The sequence below is a fragment of the Undibacterium sp. Di26W genome, assembly GCF_049340265.1.
In the GTDB taxonomy this organism is placed as follows: Bacteria; Pseudomonadota; Gammaproteobacteria; order Burkholderiales; family Burkholderiaceae_D; genus Undibacterium.
Genome location: NZ_JBMPOR010000025.1, coordinates 24,511 through 41,682, shown reverse-complemented (window position 1 = coordinate 41,682; position 17,172 = coordinate 24,511). Strand labels below are relative to the sequence as shown.

Genomic DNA, 17,172 nt, shown 5'->3' with positions numbered 1-17,172 from the left:
AAAATGAATTGGCATTGACTCTTTCAATACCGTACATTTGGTTTGGCGCCAAGGAATAAAAAAGAGCAGCATCAACAATACTAAACCAACCATAAGAGACTATGAAAAATTCAAAATTTATCAGCGTCGCTGCCACCACCGGTCAGCGCATTGTTCCGAAACGCGTCGCGCTTGCACTTGCTGGCATAGGAATGCTATCGCTTGCCCCGTTCGGATTTTCCGCAGAGACAAATGCTGTCGAGGGCGAGCCGGCTCAGGTTGTTGTGATTGGCGTGCGTGCCGCAGCCGAGAGCGCGCAATCGATCAAGAAAAATTCCGATCTGGTGATCGACTCAATCGTCGCCGACGATATTGGTAAATTCCCGGATACGAACGTGGCGGAGACAATCGCCCGCGTCACCGGCGTCCAGGTGCGCCGCAGTGTCGGCGAAGCCAACACGGTGTTGATCCGAGGCTTGCCCGGTATCGCCACCACGCTCAACGGCCGCGAGATGTTCACCACCACCGGCCGCTACATCCAACTGGCCGACATTCCGTCCGCGATGCTGCAGCGTGTCGACGTCTATAAAGCCCAGAGCGCCGACCTGGCGGAAGGCGGCATTGCTGGGCTGATTGATGTGCGTACGAATCGCCCATTCGACTTCAAGGGCTTCCAGGCCAGCGTCAACGGTGGCGTCGTCTACAAGGACAAGGGTAAGCATACCGATCCGCAATTCAACGGCATGGTGTCGAATCGCTGGAAGACCGACATCGGTGAAGTCGGTGCCCTGTTCGGCGTGTCTCATGTGAAAGACAGGTTCTTCGAAGAGGGGTCGTTTCAGTCCTTCCCGATCCAGAAGGATTGGCTGCTGCCGAATCTGACCGGCCCCGACCTCATCGGTCTCCTGCCAGTGTTCGGAAAGCGCGAACGCACAGCGGAGAACTTCGCAGTGCAATGGCGTCCGAACAAGGGGTTGGAACTGTATGCTGAAGGTATCAATTCGCATTACCAGAATACCGATGAGACCGACTTCCTGGTTGGTTTGCCATGGTGGGCCGACACATTTTCGGCGACCAAGATTCCTGGTACCGACCAGCTCGACACGCTGACTTCGCGCAATGCCAACACGATCCTGTCGACCCAGGCGCGGCACGCCGACAACAAAACGTCGCAGTATGCAATCGGCGGCAGGTGGCAAGCGACGCCGAGCCTGAAAGTGACGACCGAACTGGCGCGCACCGCGAGCAAATACGATTGGCAGAACCCGATTCTCGACACCTTGATCAACGTGCCGAACGTCTTCATCAAGACCAATGTCCACGATGCCGCATTTGCACAGTACAGTGGCATTGATATGGCCAACGGCAACAATGTCAATCTATTTCAGCTCTTCGACCGCTACGGTCGGGACACAGGCAGCTCCAGTGACTGGCGCGCCGACGCGACCTACATTCCGGATAGTGAGGGCTTCTTCAAGGAATTCTCCGTTGGCGTGCGCTACAACAAGCGCGAAGCGGACTCGATCAAGTCGTACGAAGGCAGCGTGATGGCGCCGGGCTACAACGGCGCGTGGGATGCGTCGAAGACGGTGAAGGCCGGCTCGATCTCCGGTATGAATTGCACTGCACCGACCATGTCGGAAAATTACGGCACGTCGGGCTGGTACATGCCATGCGCGAGCTACCTGCTCAACAGTACAGGCAGCATCCGCCAGATCATCACAGGTAGCTCGGCCGCCAAAGGGATCGATCCGGGCTCGTTCTTCAGCGACACCGAAAAGAACGTGGCGCTTTACCTGAAGACCAAGGTCGGCTTTGACCTCGGCAAAATGCCGGTTGACGGCCTGCTCGGCGTTCGCGTCACCAAGACCGATGCCGATCTGTTGGGCAAGAGCCAGGTGAATGGCGCTTATGTCGATACGAAAAAAAGTAACAGCAACACAAATGTCTTGCCAAGCGCAAGTTTCAAGCTGGCTTTGACCGATGAGCTGATAGGCCGTCTTGCCTACGCCAAGACCCTGACCCGTCCTGACTTCGGTCAGTTGAACCCGGGAACCGCGTATGTGAATTCTAACGGCACGACGATTCAGGCCTCGGCGTCGGGTGGCAATCCAGATCTCAAGCCGTTCACCGGTCAAAATCTGGATGCCGCACTCGAGTATTACTTTGCGCGGACCGGCATGGTCAGCGCCACGGTGTTCCGTCACAACTTCGACGGTTACATCATGTCCAAGTCCGTGCCGGAAGTCTTCCAGGGCGTGAATTATCAGACCACGCGGCCGTACAACTCGGACAAGGGGCAGTTGCAAGGCCTGGAGCTCGCTTCCCAGCAGTTCTTTGATCGGTTGCCGGGCTGGATGAGCGGTTTGGGCATGCAGGCGAACTTTACCTACATGACTGGTGGTGTGACGTCATCGGTCGATCCTAGGCTCGAAGGCAAGCAGTTCACCGGCATGTCGAAGTACTCGTATAACCTGGTTGGCCTGTATGAGCGCGGCCCGTGGTCCGGTCGTCTGGCGTACAATTGGCGTTCTAAATTCACCGAGGTGTACGGCGACCGTGACGGCAATGCGGGTGTGGCACCCGCGCACGACCGGCTCGTCGCTCCGATGACGTCGCTCGACGGTTCGCTGAGCTACAAGATCAACAAGGATTTGTCGATGTTCGTGACTGGAACCAACTTGTTGAACTACAAGTTCCGCGTCTACTGGGATGATTCGCGCGTATTTCCATTTGTCACTCGCAGCAGCGAGCGCGCCATCGCCCTGATGCTGAACTGGAAAGTCAACTAAGGTTTGGTCTGGTTTGAGCCTTATTTCCTCGCTGCCGTCATGGCGGCTTCGGCAGCTTAGGCTACCATTTTTTGTTGGAATTGATAGCAGACAGCCATGCATAAATTTATTTTGGAGGAACACTCAATGACACAGGATTTGTATACGTTTTTCAGTCGACGATTTGGTTGTCGTCATTTTCTGTGCGCCGTGCTTGCCGGCCTGCTTGTCCTCCCGGCGCACGCCGACAGTGGACGCGAACGCCTGTCGCTCGATCGCGGCTGGCTGTTTCATCTCGGCGACATTCCGTTTCATGTACCGGTCACGCAGGACGAGACCTATTATGCGACCAAGGCCGGCCTTGCATCCGGCGCCGCAGCCGTCAAGTTCGACGCCACGGCGTGGCGCAAGCTCGACCTGCCGCATGATTGGCAGATCGAACAGCCCTTCGATGCCAAGGCCAACCCGGCACAGGGATTTCGCCAGCGCGGCATTGGCTGGTACCGGCGCTACCTGGCCGTGCCTGAGAGCGATCGCGGCCGGCACGTCGAGCTTGAGTTCGGTGCCATCGCCACGCACGCCACGGTCTGGGTGAACGGTAACCTCGTCAACCACAACTGGTCCGGCTACAACGAGATTCGCGTCGACATCACGCCCTATCTCCTGTATGGCGACAACAACCCGAACGTCATCGCGATCCGGGTCGACGCCAATGCGATGGAAGGCTGGTGGTATGAAGGCGCCGGGATGTACCGCCACAGCTGGCTGGTCAAGACCGATGCCGTACATATCGTGCCCGATGGCGTGCGCATCACGCCGCGCCAGGTGAAGGGTGATAGCTGGGAAATTCCGGCCCAGGTCACGCTCGAGAACGACGGCAAGCAAGCTGCGCGTGTCGACGTCGAGATGGTCGTCACCGGCCCGGACGGCAAGCAGGTGGCGCGCCGTAGCACCTCGATCGATGTTCCGGTGCTGGCGCAGGTCACCGCGTCCTTGCCGATGACGATACGCCGTCCGTCGCTGTGGTCTCTCGACAAGGGCGCGCTGTACCACGTCACCACGACCGTGCGCAGCAACGGCAAGACGGTTGACCAGGTCGCCCTTGACACCGGATTTCGCACGTTGCGTTTCGATGCCGAGCGGGGCTTCTTCCTGAATGGCGCACATGTCAAGCTGCAAGGCGTCTGCCTGCACCAGGATCATGCCGGCGTCGGTGTCGCCGTGCCCGATGCGATCTGGGAGTATCGCTTGCGCCGTCTGAAGGAACTCGGTGTGAATGCGATCCGCTTCTCGCACAATGCGATTGCCTCTGAAGTGCTGGACATGGCGGACCGCATGGGCTTCCTGGTGATGGCCGAGAACCGCAATTTCAATCCGTCGCCGGATTACATGAAACAGCTCGAGTGGATGGTCAAGCGCGACCGCCATCATCCTTCGGTGATCCTGTGGTCGGTGTTCAATGAAGAGCCAGTGCAAGCGACCGAGGCTGGCTACGAAATGGCGCGCCGCATGGTGGCCCTGGCCAAGGCGCTTGACGGAACCCGGCCGACCACTGCCGCCATGAGCAATGGCCTGCTGACACCGCTCAACGTATCGCACGCGGTCGACGTCGTCGGTGCCAACTACCAGATACCCGAGTACGACAAATACCATGCGGCCTATCCCGGCAAGCCCTTCACGAGCTCGGAAGATACCTCGGCGTTCATGACGCGCGGCGAATACACGACCGATAAGGCGCGTCATATCGAGGGCAGCTACGACAACGAGTACCCGGTCTGGGGGAATACTCATCGCGATGCCTGGCAGGCGATCGGCACGCGTGATTTCGTCGCCGGCGGCTTCGTCTGGACTGGCTTCGACTACCACGGCGAGTCGTGGCCGTACACCTCGTGGCCCTCGGTCAGTTCTTACTTCGGCATCATGGACCTGAACGGTTTTCCAAAGACCGCGTACTACATGCACCAGGTGCAGTGGATCAAGGATAGACCGCTGGTCCACATTGCGCCGCACTGGAACTGGGCGGGCAAGGAGGGCCAGGAGATTGTCGTGAGAGTGATGGCCAACGTCGAGCGCGTGAAGCTCTTGCTGAATGGCCGCGAGATCGGCGAGCAGAAGGTCGATAACTATCGCATGAACGACTTCAAGGTGAGATATGAAGCCGGCAAGCTGGAGGCGATCGCTTACACCGGCGACAAGGAAGTGGCGCGCACCAGCGTCGAGACTACTGGCCCGGCGGTCGCGCTGGAACTGGTGCCGGACCGCGGCGCGCTCGCCGGCGATGGCTACGACGCGATGCCGATCACCGTGCGCGCACTCGACGCACAAGGCCGGGCGGTGCCGCTGGCGAACGACGAAGTGAGCTTCGAGATCGCCGGTGCCGGCAAGTCGATTGGCCACGGCAATGGCGATCCGAATTCGCATGAGGACGAGAAGGGCAAAACGCGCAAGCTGTTTAACGGCCTGGCGCAACTGATCGTGCAGAGCAACTGGGACAGCGGCGGCACGATCGAGGTGCGCGCCAGCGCGCAGGGTCTTATTCCCGCTACGCTGACGATTCCGGTCAAGGCCGTGCAGCCGATCGCCTATGTGACCACCGCCGCGGCGCCGAAAGCTGGTAAGCCATGAAGCGGCGATCATTGCAGACGCAGCACTCGGCCTTTGCCCATTCCTCGGCCTTTCGAAACGGCCGGTTGGCGTACGTTTTCTTTCATTTTCTGCGACCCCTCATCGGTGTCCCAAAAACGATATTGCGAACCGGGAAAGATGAATTGACATTTTTTTCGTTTTCGCGCCATGCATTGCGCTTATGCGGTAGGGACTTGTATTGTTGATTAACGTTTCGCTTCGCGGCTGTCACCAACTTAATATCAAAGAATAGAGGAGAATCTTGATGAAGAAGTTTGCATTCATGGTGCTGTTTGTATGGGCAGCTCAGGCAGTCGCACAAGTGATCGTCGACGACAACGTGACGTTCAAAATCAAGAACGTCAACAGCGGATTGGTCCTGAGTACGAACGCAACCCAGACCGCAGGAAGCGTACTGGTGCAACGGAACGATGACGGTGCCAGCGACAAGTTGTGGCACTTCATCCCGATGGGCAGTGGCAAGTACAACATTGAGAACATGTTGACCCACCAGGTGATGGGGGTGTCGAGCGGTTCCACAGCCAATGGCGCACCGATAATTCAATGGGCTGATAATGGCACCACGGATCACCTTTGGACCATCACTCAGACGGGCGACGGTAACTACATGATCAAGAACGACAACAGTGGCTTGTATCTGGAGGTTTTTCAGGGAAGCCTGGTGCCAAGTGCGACCATCGATCAATGGGGGGCGACGGGTTGCCTTTGCCAGAAATGGCAACTGGTAAGCACTGGCAATAGTCCCTACCCATTGCCGGGAACCGTGAGCGGTAGCGGCACAGGTGTACATGATCCGTTCATGCTGCGAGCCGCAGGGGGAACGTATTGGCTTTACGGAACCAACAGATCGCTCGCCTCGTCCACCGACCGGATCAATTTTACCAGTGCCGGCAGCGGGCTAACACCCTTGCCTTCCTGGACCAATACCTATACCAATGGTGGCATGCTCTGGGCGCCCAACGTGGTATTCATGAATAACCAGTATTATCAGTACTATTCCGCTTCCAGCGACGGATCGAAAATCTCGGCAATCGGTCTCGCGACTGCATCGACTCCGAACAGCACTTCATGGACAGATCAGGGCATTGTGGTCTCGTCGAACTCGTCGAGTGCCTTTAACGCAATCGACCCCAGCATTATTCAAGACCAGAGCGAAAACTATTGGATGTCGTATGGATCATGGTGGCATGGCCTCTATATGATTCAATTGAATCCATCGACCGGCAAGCAATCAACAAGCAATACAACGAACTATCATCTGGCTGAGCGAGCGCATGGCCTGGAAGGGTCATACCTGTACTACTACAACGGGTACTACTATCTCTTCGCTTCGATCAATAACTGCTGCAGCGGTGTCAACAGCCACTATCGCACGATAGTGGGACGTTCGAGCACGATTACCGGTCCCTACTATGATCGTGGCGGTCTCAACATGCTCAGTGGGGGCGGCACCATCTTAGTGAGTGCACATGGCCGCATTCAGGGCCCAGGCGGCGAGAGTCTCATGACCGACAACGATGGTCCATTGATGGTGTACCACTACTATGACGGTAACAACAATGGAGCAGCTACGCTCGGGATCAACCGCGTTGGCTTCACTGTAGATGGCTGGCCCTATCTGTTTTAGTCTTCATCCGACAGTCTGCCGGGTTCTGATCTGTGTCACTCTAGCCTGCGGAAGATGGTGGGCCAGCCATCCCTTTCACAGGCGAAATTTTTTTGAATAAAGATGATGCATTAAGCATTTACCCAAAGGTAGGAGGAATGCGCCATTCTAAATTCATTATCATGAAGGGGGGGTATGGATTCCGCGCGGTCAGTCTGCCGATTTTTATTTGAACGGGCGGGAGATTGAAACCATGTGCAGTCAACACATCTGGTAAGGCTGAGGTGTACTGAGATGTGCTGTTAATAGCGGGTACTCTTGTCGCAAGTTAACCTTGATTGTTTGTTGAAATTTCCAGCAAATACAATAGGAAGAACATTGCCGGAGAGGCAGTGAATATTTGGATGTATCTTTCTGAAAAATACATCCAAATTAGTTTGCTAAGTAATTTTCAAATGCTGACTGATCACACAAAGTGACAAACATAATCCAGCGTATCAATAGTCTCGATTTCAAAACTGGAATTGGCCGGTACATTGAATTGCTGGCCGCCTTCGTAGGTTGCCCATTCGGTTTCACCCTTGAGGCGGATGCGGCATTTGCCGGCGTTCAGTTCCATGATTTCTGCGGCACCGGTGTTGAATACCAGGCTGGATGGGAAGATCACGCCTATGGTTTTTTTGCTGCCGTCAGCAAACAGTACTGTGTGGGATACGCATTTGCCGTCGAAATACAGATTGGCTTTTTTGACGACGCTGACTTGATCAAATTGGGTAGACATGCTGGATAGCTCCGAAAAAAAAGACCCGCACAAATCAATGAGCGGGTCTGGAATAGATAAAAATTTAAATGATTACTGACCGCGTTTTGCGCGGGCATTGGCAGCAATACGCATGCGCAATGCATTCAGTTTGATGAAGCCGCCAGCGTCTGCCTGGTTGTAGGCGCCGCCATCTTCATCAAAGGTTGCGATGTTCATGTCGAACAGCGAATCGGTTTTGGAATCGCGCGACACGGTGATGACATTGCCCTTGTACAGTTTCAGGCGTACCCAGCCGTTGACGGTGTGCTGGGTATGGTCGATCAGCGTTTGCAGCGCGACGCGCTCTGGTGCCCACCAGTAGCCGTTATAGATCATGCTGGCGTAACGTGGCATCAGGTCATCTTTCAGATGGGCGACTTCACGGTCCAGGGTGATGGATTCAATGGCGCGGTGGGCGCGCAGCATGATGGTGCCACCCGGGGTTTCATAGCAGCCGCGTGATTTCATGCCGACATAGCGGTTTTCAACCAGGTCCAGGCGACCGATGCCGTGCTTGCCGCCCAGGCGGTTGAGTTCTGTCAGCACTGTTGCTGGCGACATGCGTACGCCGTTCAGTGCGACGATGTCACCGCGTTCAAATTCTATATCCAGGTATTCTGCCTGGTCGGGTGCTGCTTCTGGGCTAACTGTCCAGCGCCACATGGATTCTTCGGCTTCGGCACTTGGGTTTTCCAGGTGACGGCCTTCAAAGCTGATGTGCAGCAGGTTGGCATCCATGGAGTAGGGCGCGCCGCCGTTTTTATGTTTCTGGTCGATGTCTATGCCTGCGTCTTCTGCATATTTCATCAGTTTTTCGCGCGACAGCAAATCCCATTCACGCCATGGGGCGATGATCTTGACGCCTGGCATCAGGGCATACGCACCCAGTTCAAAACGCACCTGGTCATTGCCTTTTCCGGTCGCACCGTGGGAAATGGCATCAGCACCGGTTTCTTTGGCGATTTCGATCAGGCGTTTGGCGATCAGTGGGCGGGCAATGGAAGTGCCCAGCAGGTATTCACCTTCATAAATCGTATTGGCGCGGAACATCGGGAACACGAAATCGCGCACGAATTCTTCACGTACATCATCGATGTAGATATTTTCAGGTTTGATACCGAACTTGATGGCTTTGGCACGCGCCGGTTCCAGCTCTTCACCCTGGCCCAGATCGGCGGTAAAGGTGACGATTTCACACTGATAATTATCTTGCAGCCATTTCAAAATGACAGAGGTATCCAGACCGCCCGAATAGGCTAGGACGACTTTTTTAATATCGCTCATGATGTGCTCTCGAAAAAATTAAAACATAAGACTTAAAACCGAAAAGATCACCACAGAGGCACAGAGGAAGGAAAGACTTCTTGCAAGAAGTCTTCGTTCCGCAGGCGAATGGCATGCCATTCGAATTCCCTGCTGCACCTCAGAGGAAAAACATGGAGGAAATCCAGGTTGATTCTTGGTCAGCATGAGTCTGCTGGTTTCTTTAAATTAATTTGCAGCTATATAAATACTTAACTTGTAGGTTGGGCTACGTTTTATCAGCCCAACAAAATCACAGATACCCGTCTTTTGCCACCTGGGCCTGGATAAAAACCTTGTCCAGATCACAAATCCTTTGGCCCATATCAGATGAGCCATAACAAGATTTTCTTCGGTTTTCTCTATGCTGTCTCCGTGTCTCTGTGCCTCTGTGCCTCTGTGTTGAGAGGTCTTTTCCAAAATTTACCGTGCATGAAACAAGATCAACGAATCTCGCCCACCACCAAAAATTCCAACAAGGCTTTTTGTACGTGCAGGCGGTTTTCGGCTTCGTCCCACACGACTGACTGCGGGCCGTCGATTACACCGGCGGACACTTCTTCGCCACGGTGCGCCGGCAGGCAATGCATGAACAGGGCGTCAGGATGGGCGCGGGCCATCTTGGCTTCGTCGACGATCCAGCCATAAAAGGCTTTCAGGCGGGCCTGGTTTTCATCTTCATAACCCATGCTGGTCCAGACATCGGTATTCACCAGGTCAACCCCGGCGCAGGCGTCAGACGGGCTGTCAAACACCGTGTACTGCGACTTGTCGGCGGTGACTTGCGACAGGTCCATGTCATAGCCCTTGGGCGTGGAAATATGCAGGTGGAAGTTGAATACCTGCGCTGCCTGCAGCCACGAATACAGCATATTGTTGGCGTCGCCTATCCACGCCACCTTTTTGCCGGTGATGGAACCACGGTGTTCAATATACGTAAACACATCGGCCAGTACCTGGCAGGGGTGATGCTGATTGGTCAGACCATTGATGACGGGCACGCGCGAGTTGGCGGCGAAGCGCTCTATCATTTCTTGTTCAAAGGTGCGGATCATGATGATGTCGCACATGCGGGACATGACCTGGCCTGCGTCTTCTACCGGTTCGCCACGGCCCAACTGACTGTCGCGGGTATTCAGGTAAATCGCGGCACCGCCCAGCTGGTGCATGCCGGCTTCAAAAGACAGGCGGGTACGGGTGGAATTTTTTTCGAACACCATCACCAGGGTTCTATCCAGCAAAGGGTGATAGGTCTGGTAAGCCTTGAAACGCTGCTTGATGATGCGCGCACGCTGCATCACGTATTCAAATTCGGACAGCGAAAAATCGGAGAACTGCAGGAAATGTTTGATAGCCATAAATAAAACGGGCAGCAAGTTAAGCTTGCCGCCGCTTGTCATAACTGCTTCATTATAAGGGATTAATTCGCCTTTCCCATATTAAATTCTGGGTAGAGACAAATCCAGAGGGTGTTGACCTGACTTTTTTGCTTGCCAAAAGATAGGTCAACAAGCCAAGTCAATACCCCCAACCCATTCTACGCAGGTTTTTGAATTCGGGGTTGAAAATCTTGCCATACCTGCAATGATTCACCGCCAGCTTGCCGTCTTTTTGCCGCGTTTCTCCCCGTTCCAAAAATTTCAATATGTAACAATTATTGCATTTCCCGTTTTGATGCAGTTTACAATTTGTGAATTTTAGTCAACTAGCTGGCATTGCTGATTGATTTGTTTAAACTCAAATATATTGCAGAAAACGCAGAAAAATGGATTTTGTATTTAACAGGATTTAACGATTCCGAAAACTGCAACCGATGGCGTTTGTTGTTACAGCGACCTCCAATTGCTCCCGCAAGTGAGGCAAGTATGACAAACACTTGTTATCCAATAAATCAACAAAAAGTAGATAAATTATGAGCGCACTCTTAGCCGGACTCACTGTCCTGATTATTGGCGATAGCCATATGTCGACCCCCGATTATCTGATCACGACTTTGCATGATGATCTGATGAGCAAGGGCGCTGTCGTGTATTCCTTCGGTGCTTGCGGCGTCGCCGCCGGTGACTGGATGGTAAAAAGCCAATCACCATGTGGCGGTGCAAGCCGTATCAAGGATGGCCCGGTAGAAGTGAAAACCGGCCAGGACGCAATGACCCGTCCTTTCAATGAACTGGTTAAAACATATAAACCGAATCTGGTGGTGGTCGTCAATGGCGACACCATGGCATCGTATGCCGCACCAGAGCTGCCAAAGACCTGGATCTGGCAACAAGTGACGCGCCTGACCAAGGGTGTCAAAAACAATGCTGTGAGCTGCGTCTGGGTTGGCCCGGCATGGGGCACTGAAGGCGGCAAGTTCAACAAGACTTTTGCACGTGCTAAAGAAATGTCTGGCTACCTGTCTGAAATCGTTGCGCCTTGTACCTATGTTGACTCACTGAACATGTCCAAGCCGGGTGAATGGGCTTCGTCTGATGGTCAGCATTTTGATTTGGCTGGTTACAAAGCCTGGGGTACGGCGATAGGCAATGCGATTTCTTCGCCAGCCGTTTTGCAAAACATTAAAAAATAAATTAAACCGGGTCACCCTTAATCATGAAAAAACTGATCGTTGCCTGTCTGGGCTCTATGTTGGCGATGGCGGCACATGCCGACAATCCTTTATATGAAACCGGTCCTGCCCAGGATTCTTCCTTTGTGCGTTTCCTCAACGCCAGCGAAGACAAGGCCAGTGTGGTGAATGGCGCTGCGAAAGTGGCGCTGGCAGCCCAGGGCGACGGCAGGGTGTCCCGTTTTTATCCGGTCAAGGCCGGTGCCAAGCTGGCGGCCAATGTACAGGTCGGCACTGCAAAAACAGCGGTGGAAGTCGTTGCCAAGCCGGGTGAATTTGTCACCATTGCCATTGTCAGCAAAGGCACAGGCATAGAAACCGTCATCATCAAAGAGTCACCGACAGATTTCAATGCCAGCCGTTCTTCACTTGCTTTGCTGAACCTGGATACCAGTTGCGCTGTCGCTGGCCTGAATGTGGCAGTCAAAAATACACCAATACTGGATGCCGTCAAACCGGCTACTGTGCAACGCCGTCTGGTGAATCCTATCAGCCTGAAAGCGCAAGCCATGTGTGATGCGAAAGCAGAAGGCAAGACAGTAGACCTGGGCCAGTTGCAGGCCGGTGAACGTTATAGCGTCGTTGTGATGCCGGGCAAAAAAGGACGTCAGACCTTCTTCGTCCGTGACAGTACTTCCTGATCCACGCTAAGCACGGGTACGATCCATGGTATTTGCGTCTCTAGAGTTCCTGACTCTCTTCCTGCCCCTGTTCTTTGCCCTCTACCTGGTCACTCCTCAGCGGTTTCGCAATCACACCTTGTTGGTGGGGAGCTGGCTGTTTTATGCTTGGTGGACGCCAAAGTTCCTGGTACTGATCATTGCCCTGACCGTGCTGGCCTGGGCTGCAGCCATATTGATCGACAAGAGCAGCAATGAACGCAGCAAGACCCGCATCATGGTCGCTGCCATCGTGCTGAATCTGGCTTCGCTGGTCTGGTACAAGTACACCAATATGCTGGTGTATTCGCTCAATACCATTTTGACCGGTCGTGACATGCCCACCATCCCGTGGGAAAACCTGATGCTGCCGATAGGCCTGTCCTTCACGGTCTTGCATGCGATTTCATATATCGTCGATGTACGCCGCAAAACCGTGCCGGCGCAATACAGCATTATTTCTTTCAGCGCCTATATGGCGATGTTCCCGCATCTGATCGCTGGCCCCATCGTGCGTTACAAGGTCATCGATACCGAATTGCGCGAACGGGTATTTTCCATCGACAAATTTGCCGCTGGTGTGCGCCGCTTCATGGTCGGTTTTTCGATGAAGGTCTTGATTGCCGACACCCTGTCACCCATCGTGACACTGGCATTCGGCCTTAAAAACCCATCGCTGGTAGATGCCTGGACCGGCTGCGCCGCCTACACCCTGCAACTGTATTTTGACTTTGCCGGTTACAGCGCCATGGCAATCGGCCTGGGCCTGATGCTGGGTTTCGATTTCCAGGAAAATTTCAACAACCCCTATCTGTCCGTGTCGATACAGGATTTCTGGCGGCGCTGGCACATGACGCTGTCATCCTGGCTGCGGGATTACCTGTACATCAGCCTGGGCGGCAATCGTCATGGTGCTGGTCGTACCTACGTCAACCTGATGCTGACGATGGCCATAGGCGGCTTGTGGCACGGTGGTGAAAACTGGAATTACCTGATCTGGGGCATCATCCACGGCTCGGCTTTGTGCTGTGACCGCATGTTTACCCAGCGCGGTTTATCCATGCCCAATTACCTGTCCCGCACACTGACCTTGCTGGTCGTGATGCTGGCCTGGACCGTGTTCCGGTCGGACAGTTTTGCGACTGCGATGGATTTGCTGGCCGGTCAGTTTGGCCTGCATGGCGTCGCCATGGGGGACGCCATTGCCCTCGCATTGCGCCCCAGTATCGTGCTGACCTTTGTGCTGGGCCTGATCTGCGTCGTCTATCCGGCCACTTTAGTCGGCAAACGCGGCGGCCTGGGTTTTGTCGGCTGGAGCATGACCTGGCCAGTGCTGACCTTTGCCTATGCCGTTGTGGTACTGGCCGGGCAAAAGGCCATTCCCTTTCTGTATTTCCAGTTTTAGGAGACGATCATGAGTGAATGTTTTAACTTTGATCCCAAAAAAGCTGGCTGGACCCGTTTCTTGCCGGTGACAGCCTTTGCCGCCATCATGCTGGGGGGCCTGATTGTGACCCAGACTTCGCTGAATGCGGTGCCGACTGAAAGATGGGCAGGCATAGATAATCCCAAACGCCTGCTGGATGGTGACGCAACCCGCCAGTTTTCTGCGCAATTGAATAACTACTTCATGCTCAGCAAACCATTTGCAAAAATCGAGCGCGGCGTGACCTGGCTGCTGGCTGGTGATACCGGTGTATCGGTGCGCAAGGGTTGTGCCGACTGGTTGTTCTTGACGGATGAACTGACCCCCTTCGCCAATGCTGCCGATAATGCCGCCGCCCGGGCCAGGATCATCACCCAGACCGCCAGCGATTTGCAAAAACGCGGCATCAAACTGGTGGTTGCCGTGGTACCCGACAAGACCCGTATCGAGCACGACCATTTGTGCGGCCTGCATCGTCCTGCCAGCTTTGCCACCCGCGTAGACGACTGGGTAAAAATCCTGGGTGACAGCAAGGTCGATGCACTGGACTTTACCCCCGCACTGGCTGCCACGGCAGAAGAACGCTATTACCGCAGCGATTCACACTGGAACGAGCACGGCTCCAACGCCGCCGCCAAAGCCCTGGCAGAGTACCTGCAGGCGCTGAACCTGACAGATAAACCCAAAGATGCGCGTGACCCCAATGCCATACAATCATCCAGGGTAGAACGTTCAGGCGACCTGATGCGCGTCTCCAACCTCGAAGGCTTGCCGACCTGGATGCGCCCGGCCACCGAAGTCACACAGATCAGCAAAGTGGCACCCGTTGCCGTGGCCAGTGATGACCTGTTTGGCGACGCTGGTTTGCCAACCGTGGCACTGGTGGGCACGTCCTTCAGCCGTGCCTCGAATTTCTCGCCCTTCCTCAGCCAGCACCTGGGTTCGCCAGTCGCCAATCTGGCCAAGGATGGCGGTGATTTCGACGGCGCCGCCTATGCCTACCTGAACAGCAACGAATTCAAAACCCAGGCCCCCAAGGTCGTCGTCTGGGAAGTGCCAGAGCGTATGCTACCCAAGCCACTGACTGTATCAGAAAAAAAATGGCTGGCGTCGTTAGGTCCAAAGACTTGATGTAGAGGGTGATTTTCAGAATGCTAATGAATAGTGTGCTCAGTGAGCCTTTAGACTCTTACCCGGACGGGGATGAATTTCAGATAGGTCGCGTGCTGATCTGGGTTCAATATATGGAAGGGGGCGATCGTGTATTGCGGTTATCAAAGGTCGATACTATCTTCCTCGCGCTTCAGGCAGACATCCCAAAAGTGGAAGCCATGGCAAGCCAGGTCAGTGGCGATGACATGCAGGTGATAGCCATATCCATCAAACCAGATGACAGTACGATATATACGTGCAGACAAGACTACGATGAAGACAGCGTTGACATCGTCCGCACAGTTGATGGTAGGCTGATGCTTCTTTGATGCTTCAATTGAAGCCAGCAGTATGAAACCTGAAGTACAAACCAACAAAATCGTCGTTTTATCCGGTTCCGGCATCAGTGCCGAAAGTGGCTTGCATTCCGCACCTTTGCGAACGCTGGCTAGGTGAACGCTGACTGAGTGACCGAGGCTAAGTGACCATAGGCTAAAATAAGTACCTGGCTTCCACGATGGATCTTTTTACAAGCGCATTGAATTTACCCAATGGCCACCACACGCCAGCAATTGAGCATGTTTGTCCCAGCGCTTGTCCCCGCTCTGGCAGCGGTGGAGCTGGAACGCGTGCGCAGCATTGTTGATCCCGTACAAAGCAGCCTTATCCCGGCACACATCACCCTGTGCCGCGAAGATGAAATTTCCGATTTCCCGCCCATCAGGCAAAGGCTGCAACACCTGGTATTGCCACCCATCACCCTGACGTTTGGCGTGGCTGAAGTATTTTCGGGACATGGCCTGATACTGCATTGCATCGAAGGAGAACCTGCTTTTCTTCAATTGCGTGAATACATTCTGGCCTCAAGCAATATCAAGACCCAACGTCCACACCTGACTCTGGCCCATCCCAGAAACCCGAAAGCCCCCGGCAATTCCCTGGCCGCGACAGCCTGCCTGCCAAACCCTCTGCAGATCAGTTTCACCAGTATTTGTTTGATAGAGCAAGAGGGCAGTGGCCCGTGGCGGGTGTTGGAGAGGTATGCCTTGCGGTGAAATTTTTGTTGTGTAAATTATATAACGACTCTTTAGGGATGGACTTTGTGGGAGATGAAAGATTGTTTTTGTACTTGTTCCACCATCTATACTTATAATCGCTTCAATGCCGTAATATTCCAAGTCTTCATCCATTGCATCTAACCCGTCATCAAAATGAGATACAACACAACGCACCTTATTAACGCTTTATTCTTATTGCCTCTGTTCGCTCCTTGCTTCAATGCGCATGCAGAAGACCTGCAAGCAGCAAGGACTGCTTACACCAGCCAGTTAACCAAGAAAATGAAGGCGCCACAAAGCTTCGTCCAGGAAAAGGTACCTGCCGGGGTCAAAGAGATTAGCTATGTGTCGGGTAAATTGCATTTGACGGCATGGTTGTCTACCACGCCTGACAACAAGAAAAAGATGCCTGCCGTAGTGTTCCTGCATGGTGGATTTTCCTTTTCTGCTGATGACTGGGTTGCTGCTGAAGGTTTTGTCAAAGCTGGCTATATTCTCATGATGCCGCGCCTGCGTGGTGAAAACGGTGGCGAAGGCAATTTTGAAATGTTTGGCGGTGAAGTCGATGACGCCATTGCCGCTGGCAGTTACCTTGCGACTTTACCGCAAGTCGATACACAAAGGATATATCTGGCAGGTCATAGCGTGGGGGGCAGTCTGGCCATACTGGCATCAGAAATGCCGTCACCATTCAAGGCAGTTGCTGCCTATAGTGGCTTCGCCCGCTTGCCGCTGTGGCTGGCCCATTATAAGAATATTGCCCCTTTCAATGTTGATCTGCCAGACGAACAAAAAATCCGCGACCCTTATCGCTATACGAGCACAGTCAAAGCGCCGCTGTATGTGTTTTCTGAATCAGCCAATACCATGGCGATTCCAGTTAACGCAGAATTTTGCAGTCTGGTCGCCAAATATTCAGTCTGCAAACATGAAGTGATCACCGGTAACCATGAATCCATGATTGCTCCGGCAATAGTGCGGACGATTACCTTGTTTAATAAAGTCTGATGCTCGACTTATTAAACATTGAATCGATCTGCCAAACAATACGATCACGGCACCATCAAATACTGGCGCGCCACATCTGCTACATCTTCTTGAGGGGGATTGTGCCAGATAAACCAAAACTGAAAAAACCGTCTTGTAGCCCACCCACCAGC

The 17,172-nt window shown here is 53.9% G+C and carries 13 protein-coding genes; 10 read left to right on the top strand and 3 right to left on the bottom strand.

Annotation, left to right across the window (positions count from 1 at the left end; genetic code table 11):
• Positions 1 to 101: 101 nt before the first annotated feature.
• The 3 genes from ACO0LM_RS23585 (at position 102) to ACO0LM_RS23575 (ending at position 7,023) form a co-directional block, all read left to right on the top strand.
• On the top strand, positions 102 to 2,771 hold the full coding sequence (locus tag ACO0LM_RS23585) for a TonB-dependent receptor (protein ID WP_423040513.1): 2,670 nt from the start codon (positions 102 to 104) through the stop codon (positions 2,769 to 2,771).
• Between the two features lie 96 nt (positions 2,772 to 2,867).
• Positions 2,868 to 5,375 carry a beta-galactosidase GalA gene (galA, locus tag ACO0LM_RS23580; protein WP_423040511.1) on the top strand — a complete coding sequence of 836 codons (2,508 nt, stop codon included), beginning with the start codon at positions 2,868 to 2,870 and terminating at the stop codon, positions 5,373 to 5,375.
• A 265-nt stretch (positions 5,376 to 5,640) separates the two neighbouring features.
• Positions 5,641 to 7,023, top strand: coding sequence for a family 43 glycosylhydrolase (locus tag ACO0LM_RS23575; protein ID WP_423040509.1), 1,383 nt, complete (start codon positions 5,641 to 5,643; stop codon positions 7,021 to 7,023).
• A 445-nt stretch (positions 7,024 to 7,468) separates the two neighbouring features.
• Here the strand turns inward: ACO0LM_RS23575 and ACO0LM_RS23570 are convergent, their stop codons facing one another.
• The 3 genes from ACO0LM_RS23570 to argF form a co-directional block, all read right to left on the bottom strand.
• Positions 7,469 to 7,783 carry a pyrimidine/purine nucleoside phosphorylase gene (locus ACO0LM_RS23570; RefSeq protein ID WP_423040507.1) on the bottom strand — a complete coding sequence of 105 codons (315 nt, stop codon included), beginning with the start codon at positions 7,781 to 7,783 and terminating at the stop codon, positions 7,469 to 7,471.
• Between the two features lie 72 nt (positions 7,784 to 7,855).
• The gene (locus ACO0LM_RS23565; RefSeq protein WP_422984928.1) at positions 7,856 to 9,088 is read right to left on the bottom strand and encodes an argininosuccinate synthase; all 1,233 of its coding nucleotides are present in this window, start codon (positions 9,086 to 9,088) and stop codon (positions 7,856 to 7,858) included.
• Positions 9,089 to 9,549: 461 nt separating this feature from the next.
• Positions 9,550 to 10,464 carry an ornithine carbamoyltransferase gene (gene argF / locus ACO0LM_RS23560; RefSeq protein WP_423040505.1) on the bottom strand — a complete coding sequence of 305 codons (915 nt, stop codon included), beginning with the start codon at positions 10,462 to 10,464 and terminating at the stop codon, positions 9,550 to 9,552.
• A gap of 554 nt (positions 10,465 to 11,018) precedes the next feature.
• On the opposite strand from argF, the gene ACO0LM_RS23555 reads away from it, so the two are divergent.
• The 7 genes from ACO0LM_RS23555 to ACO0LM_RS23525 all read left to right on the top strand — a co-directional run bounded on the left by ACO0LM_RS23555 (position 11,019) and on the right by ACO0LM_RS23525 (position 17,020).
• Complete coding sequence (locus ACO0LM_RS23555; RefSeq protein WP_422984924.1) at positions 11,019 to 11,678, top strand: SGNH/GDSL hydrolase family protein; 660 nt, start codon at positions 11,019 to 11,021, stop codon at positions 11,676 to 11,678.
• 23 nt (positions 11,679 to 11,701) lie between these two features.
• Entirely contained in the window at positions 11,702 to 12,358 is a 657-nt protein-coding gene (locus ACO0LM_RS23550; protein ID WP_423040503.1) for a cell division protein FtsQ, read from the top strand.
• Between the two features lie 25 nt (positions 12,359 to 12,383).
• Positions 12,384 to 13,781 (top strand): MBOAT family O-acyltransferase, encoded by a 1,398-nt coding sequence (locus tag ACO0LM_RS23545; protein WP_423040501.1) that lies wholly within the window; start codon positions 12,384 to 12,386, stop codon positions 13,779 to 13,781.
• Between the two features lie 9 nt (positions 13,782 to 13,790).
• Positions 13,791 to 14,933: an alginate O-acetyltransferase AlgX-related protein gene (locus tag ACO0LM_RS23540; RefSeq protein ID WP_423040499.1), complete on the top strand. Its 1,143-nt coding sequence runs from the start codon at positions 13,791 to 13,793 to the stop codon at positions 14,931 to 14,933.
• Positions 14,934 to 14,959: 26 nt separating this feature from the next.
• On the top strand, positions 14,960 to 15,283 hold the full coding sequence (locus tag ACO0LM_RS23535) for a hypothetical protein (RefSeq protein WP_422984916.1): 324 nt from the start codon (positions 14,960 to 14,962) through the stop codon (positions 15,281 to 15,283).
• A gap of 222 nt (positions 15,284 to 15,505) precedes the next feature.
• The gene (locus ACO0LM_RS23530; protein ID WP_423040497.1) at positions 15,506 to 16,009 is read left to right on the top strand and encodes a 2'-5' RNA ligase family protein; all 504 of its coding nucleotides are present in this window, start codon (positions 15,506 to 15,508) and stop codon (positions 16,007 to 16,009) included.
• 285 nt (positions 16,010 to 16,294) lie between these two features.
• The gene (locus ACO0LM_RS23525) at positions 16,295 to 17,020 is read left to right on the top strand and encodes an alpha/beta hydrolase family protein (protein ID WP_423040495.1); all 726 of its coding nucleotides are present in this window, start codon (positions 16,295 to 16,297) and stop codon (positions 17,018 to 17,020) included.
• Positions 17,021 to 17,172: the final 152 nt, after the last annotated feature.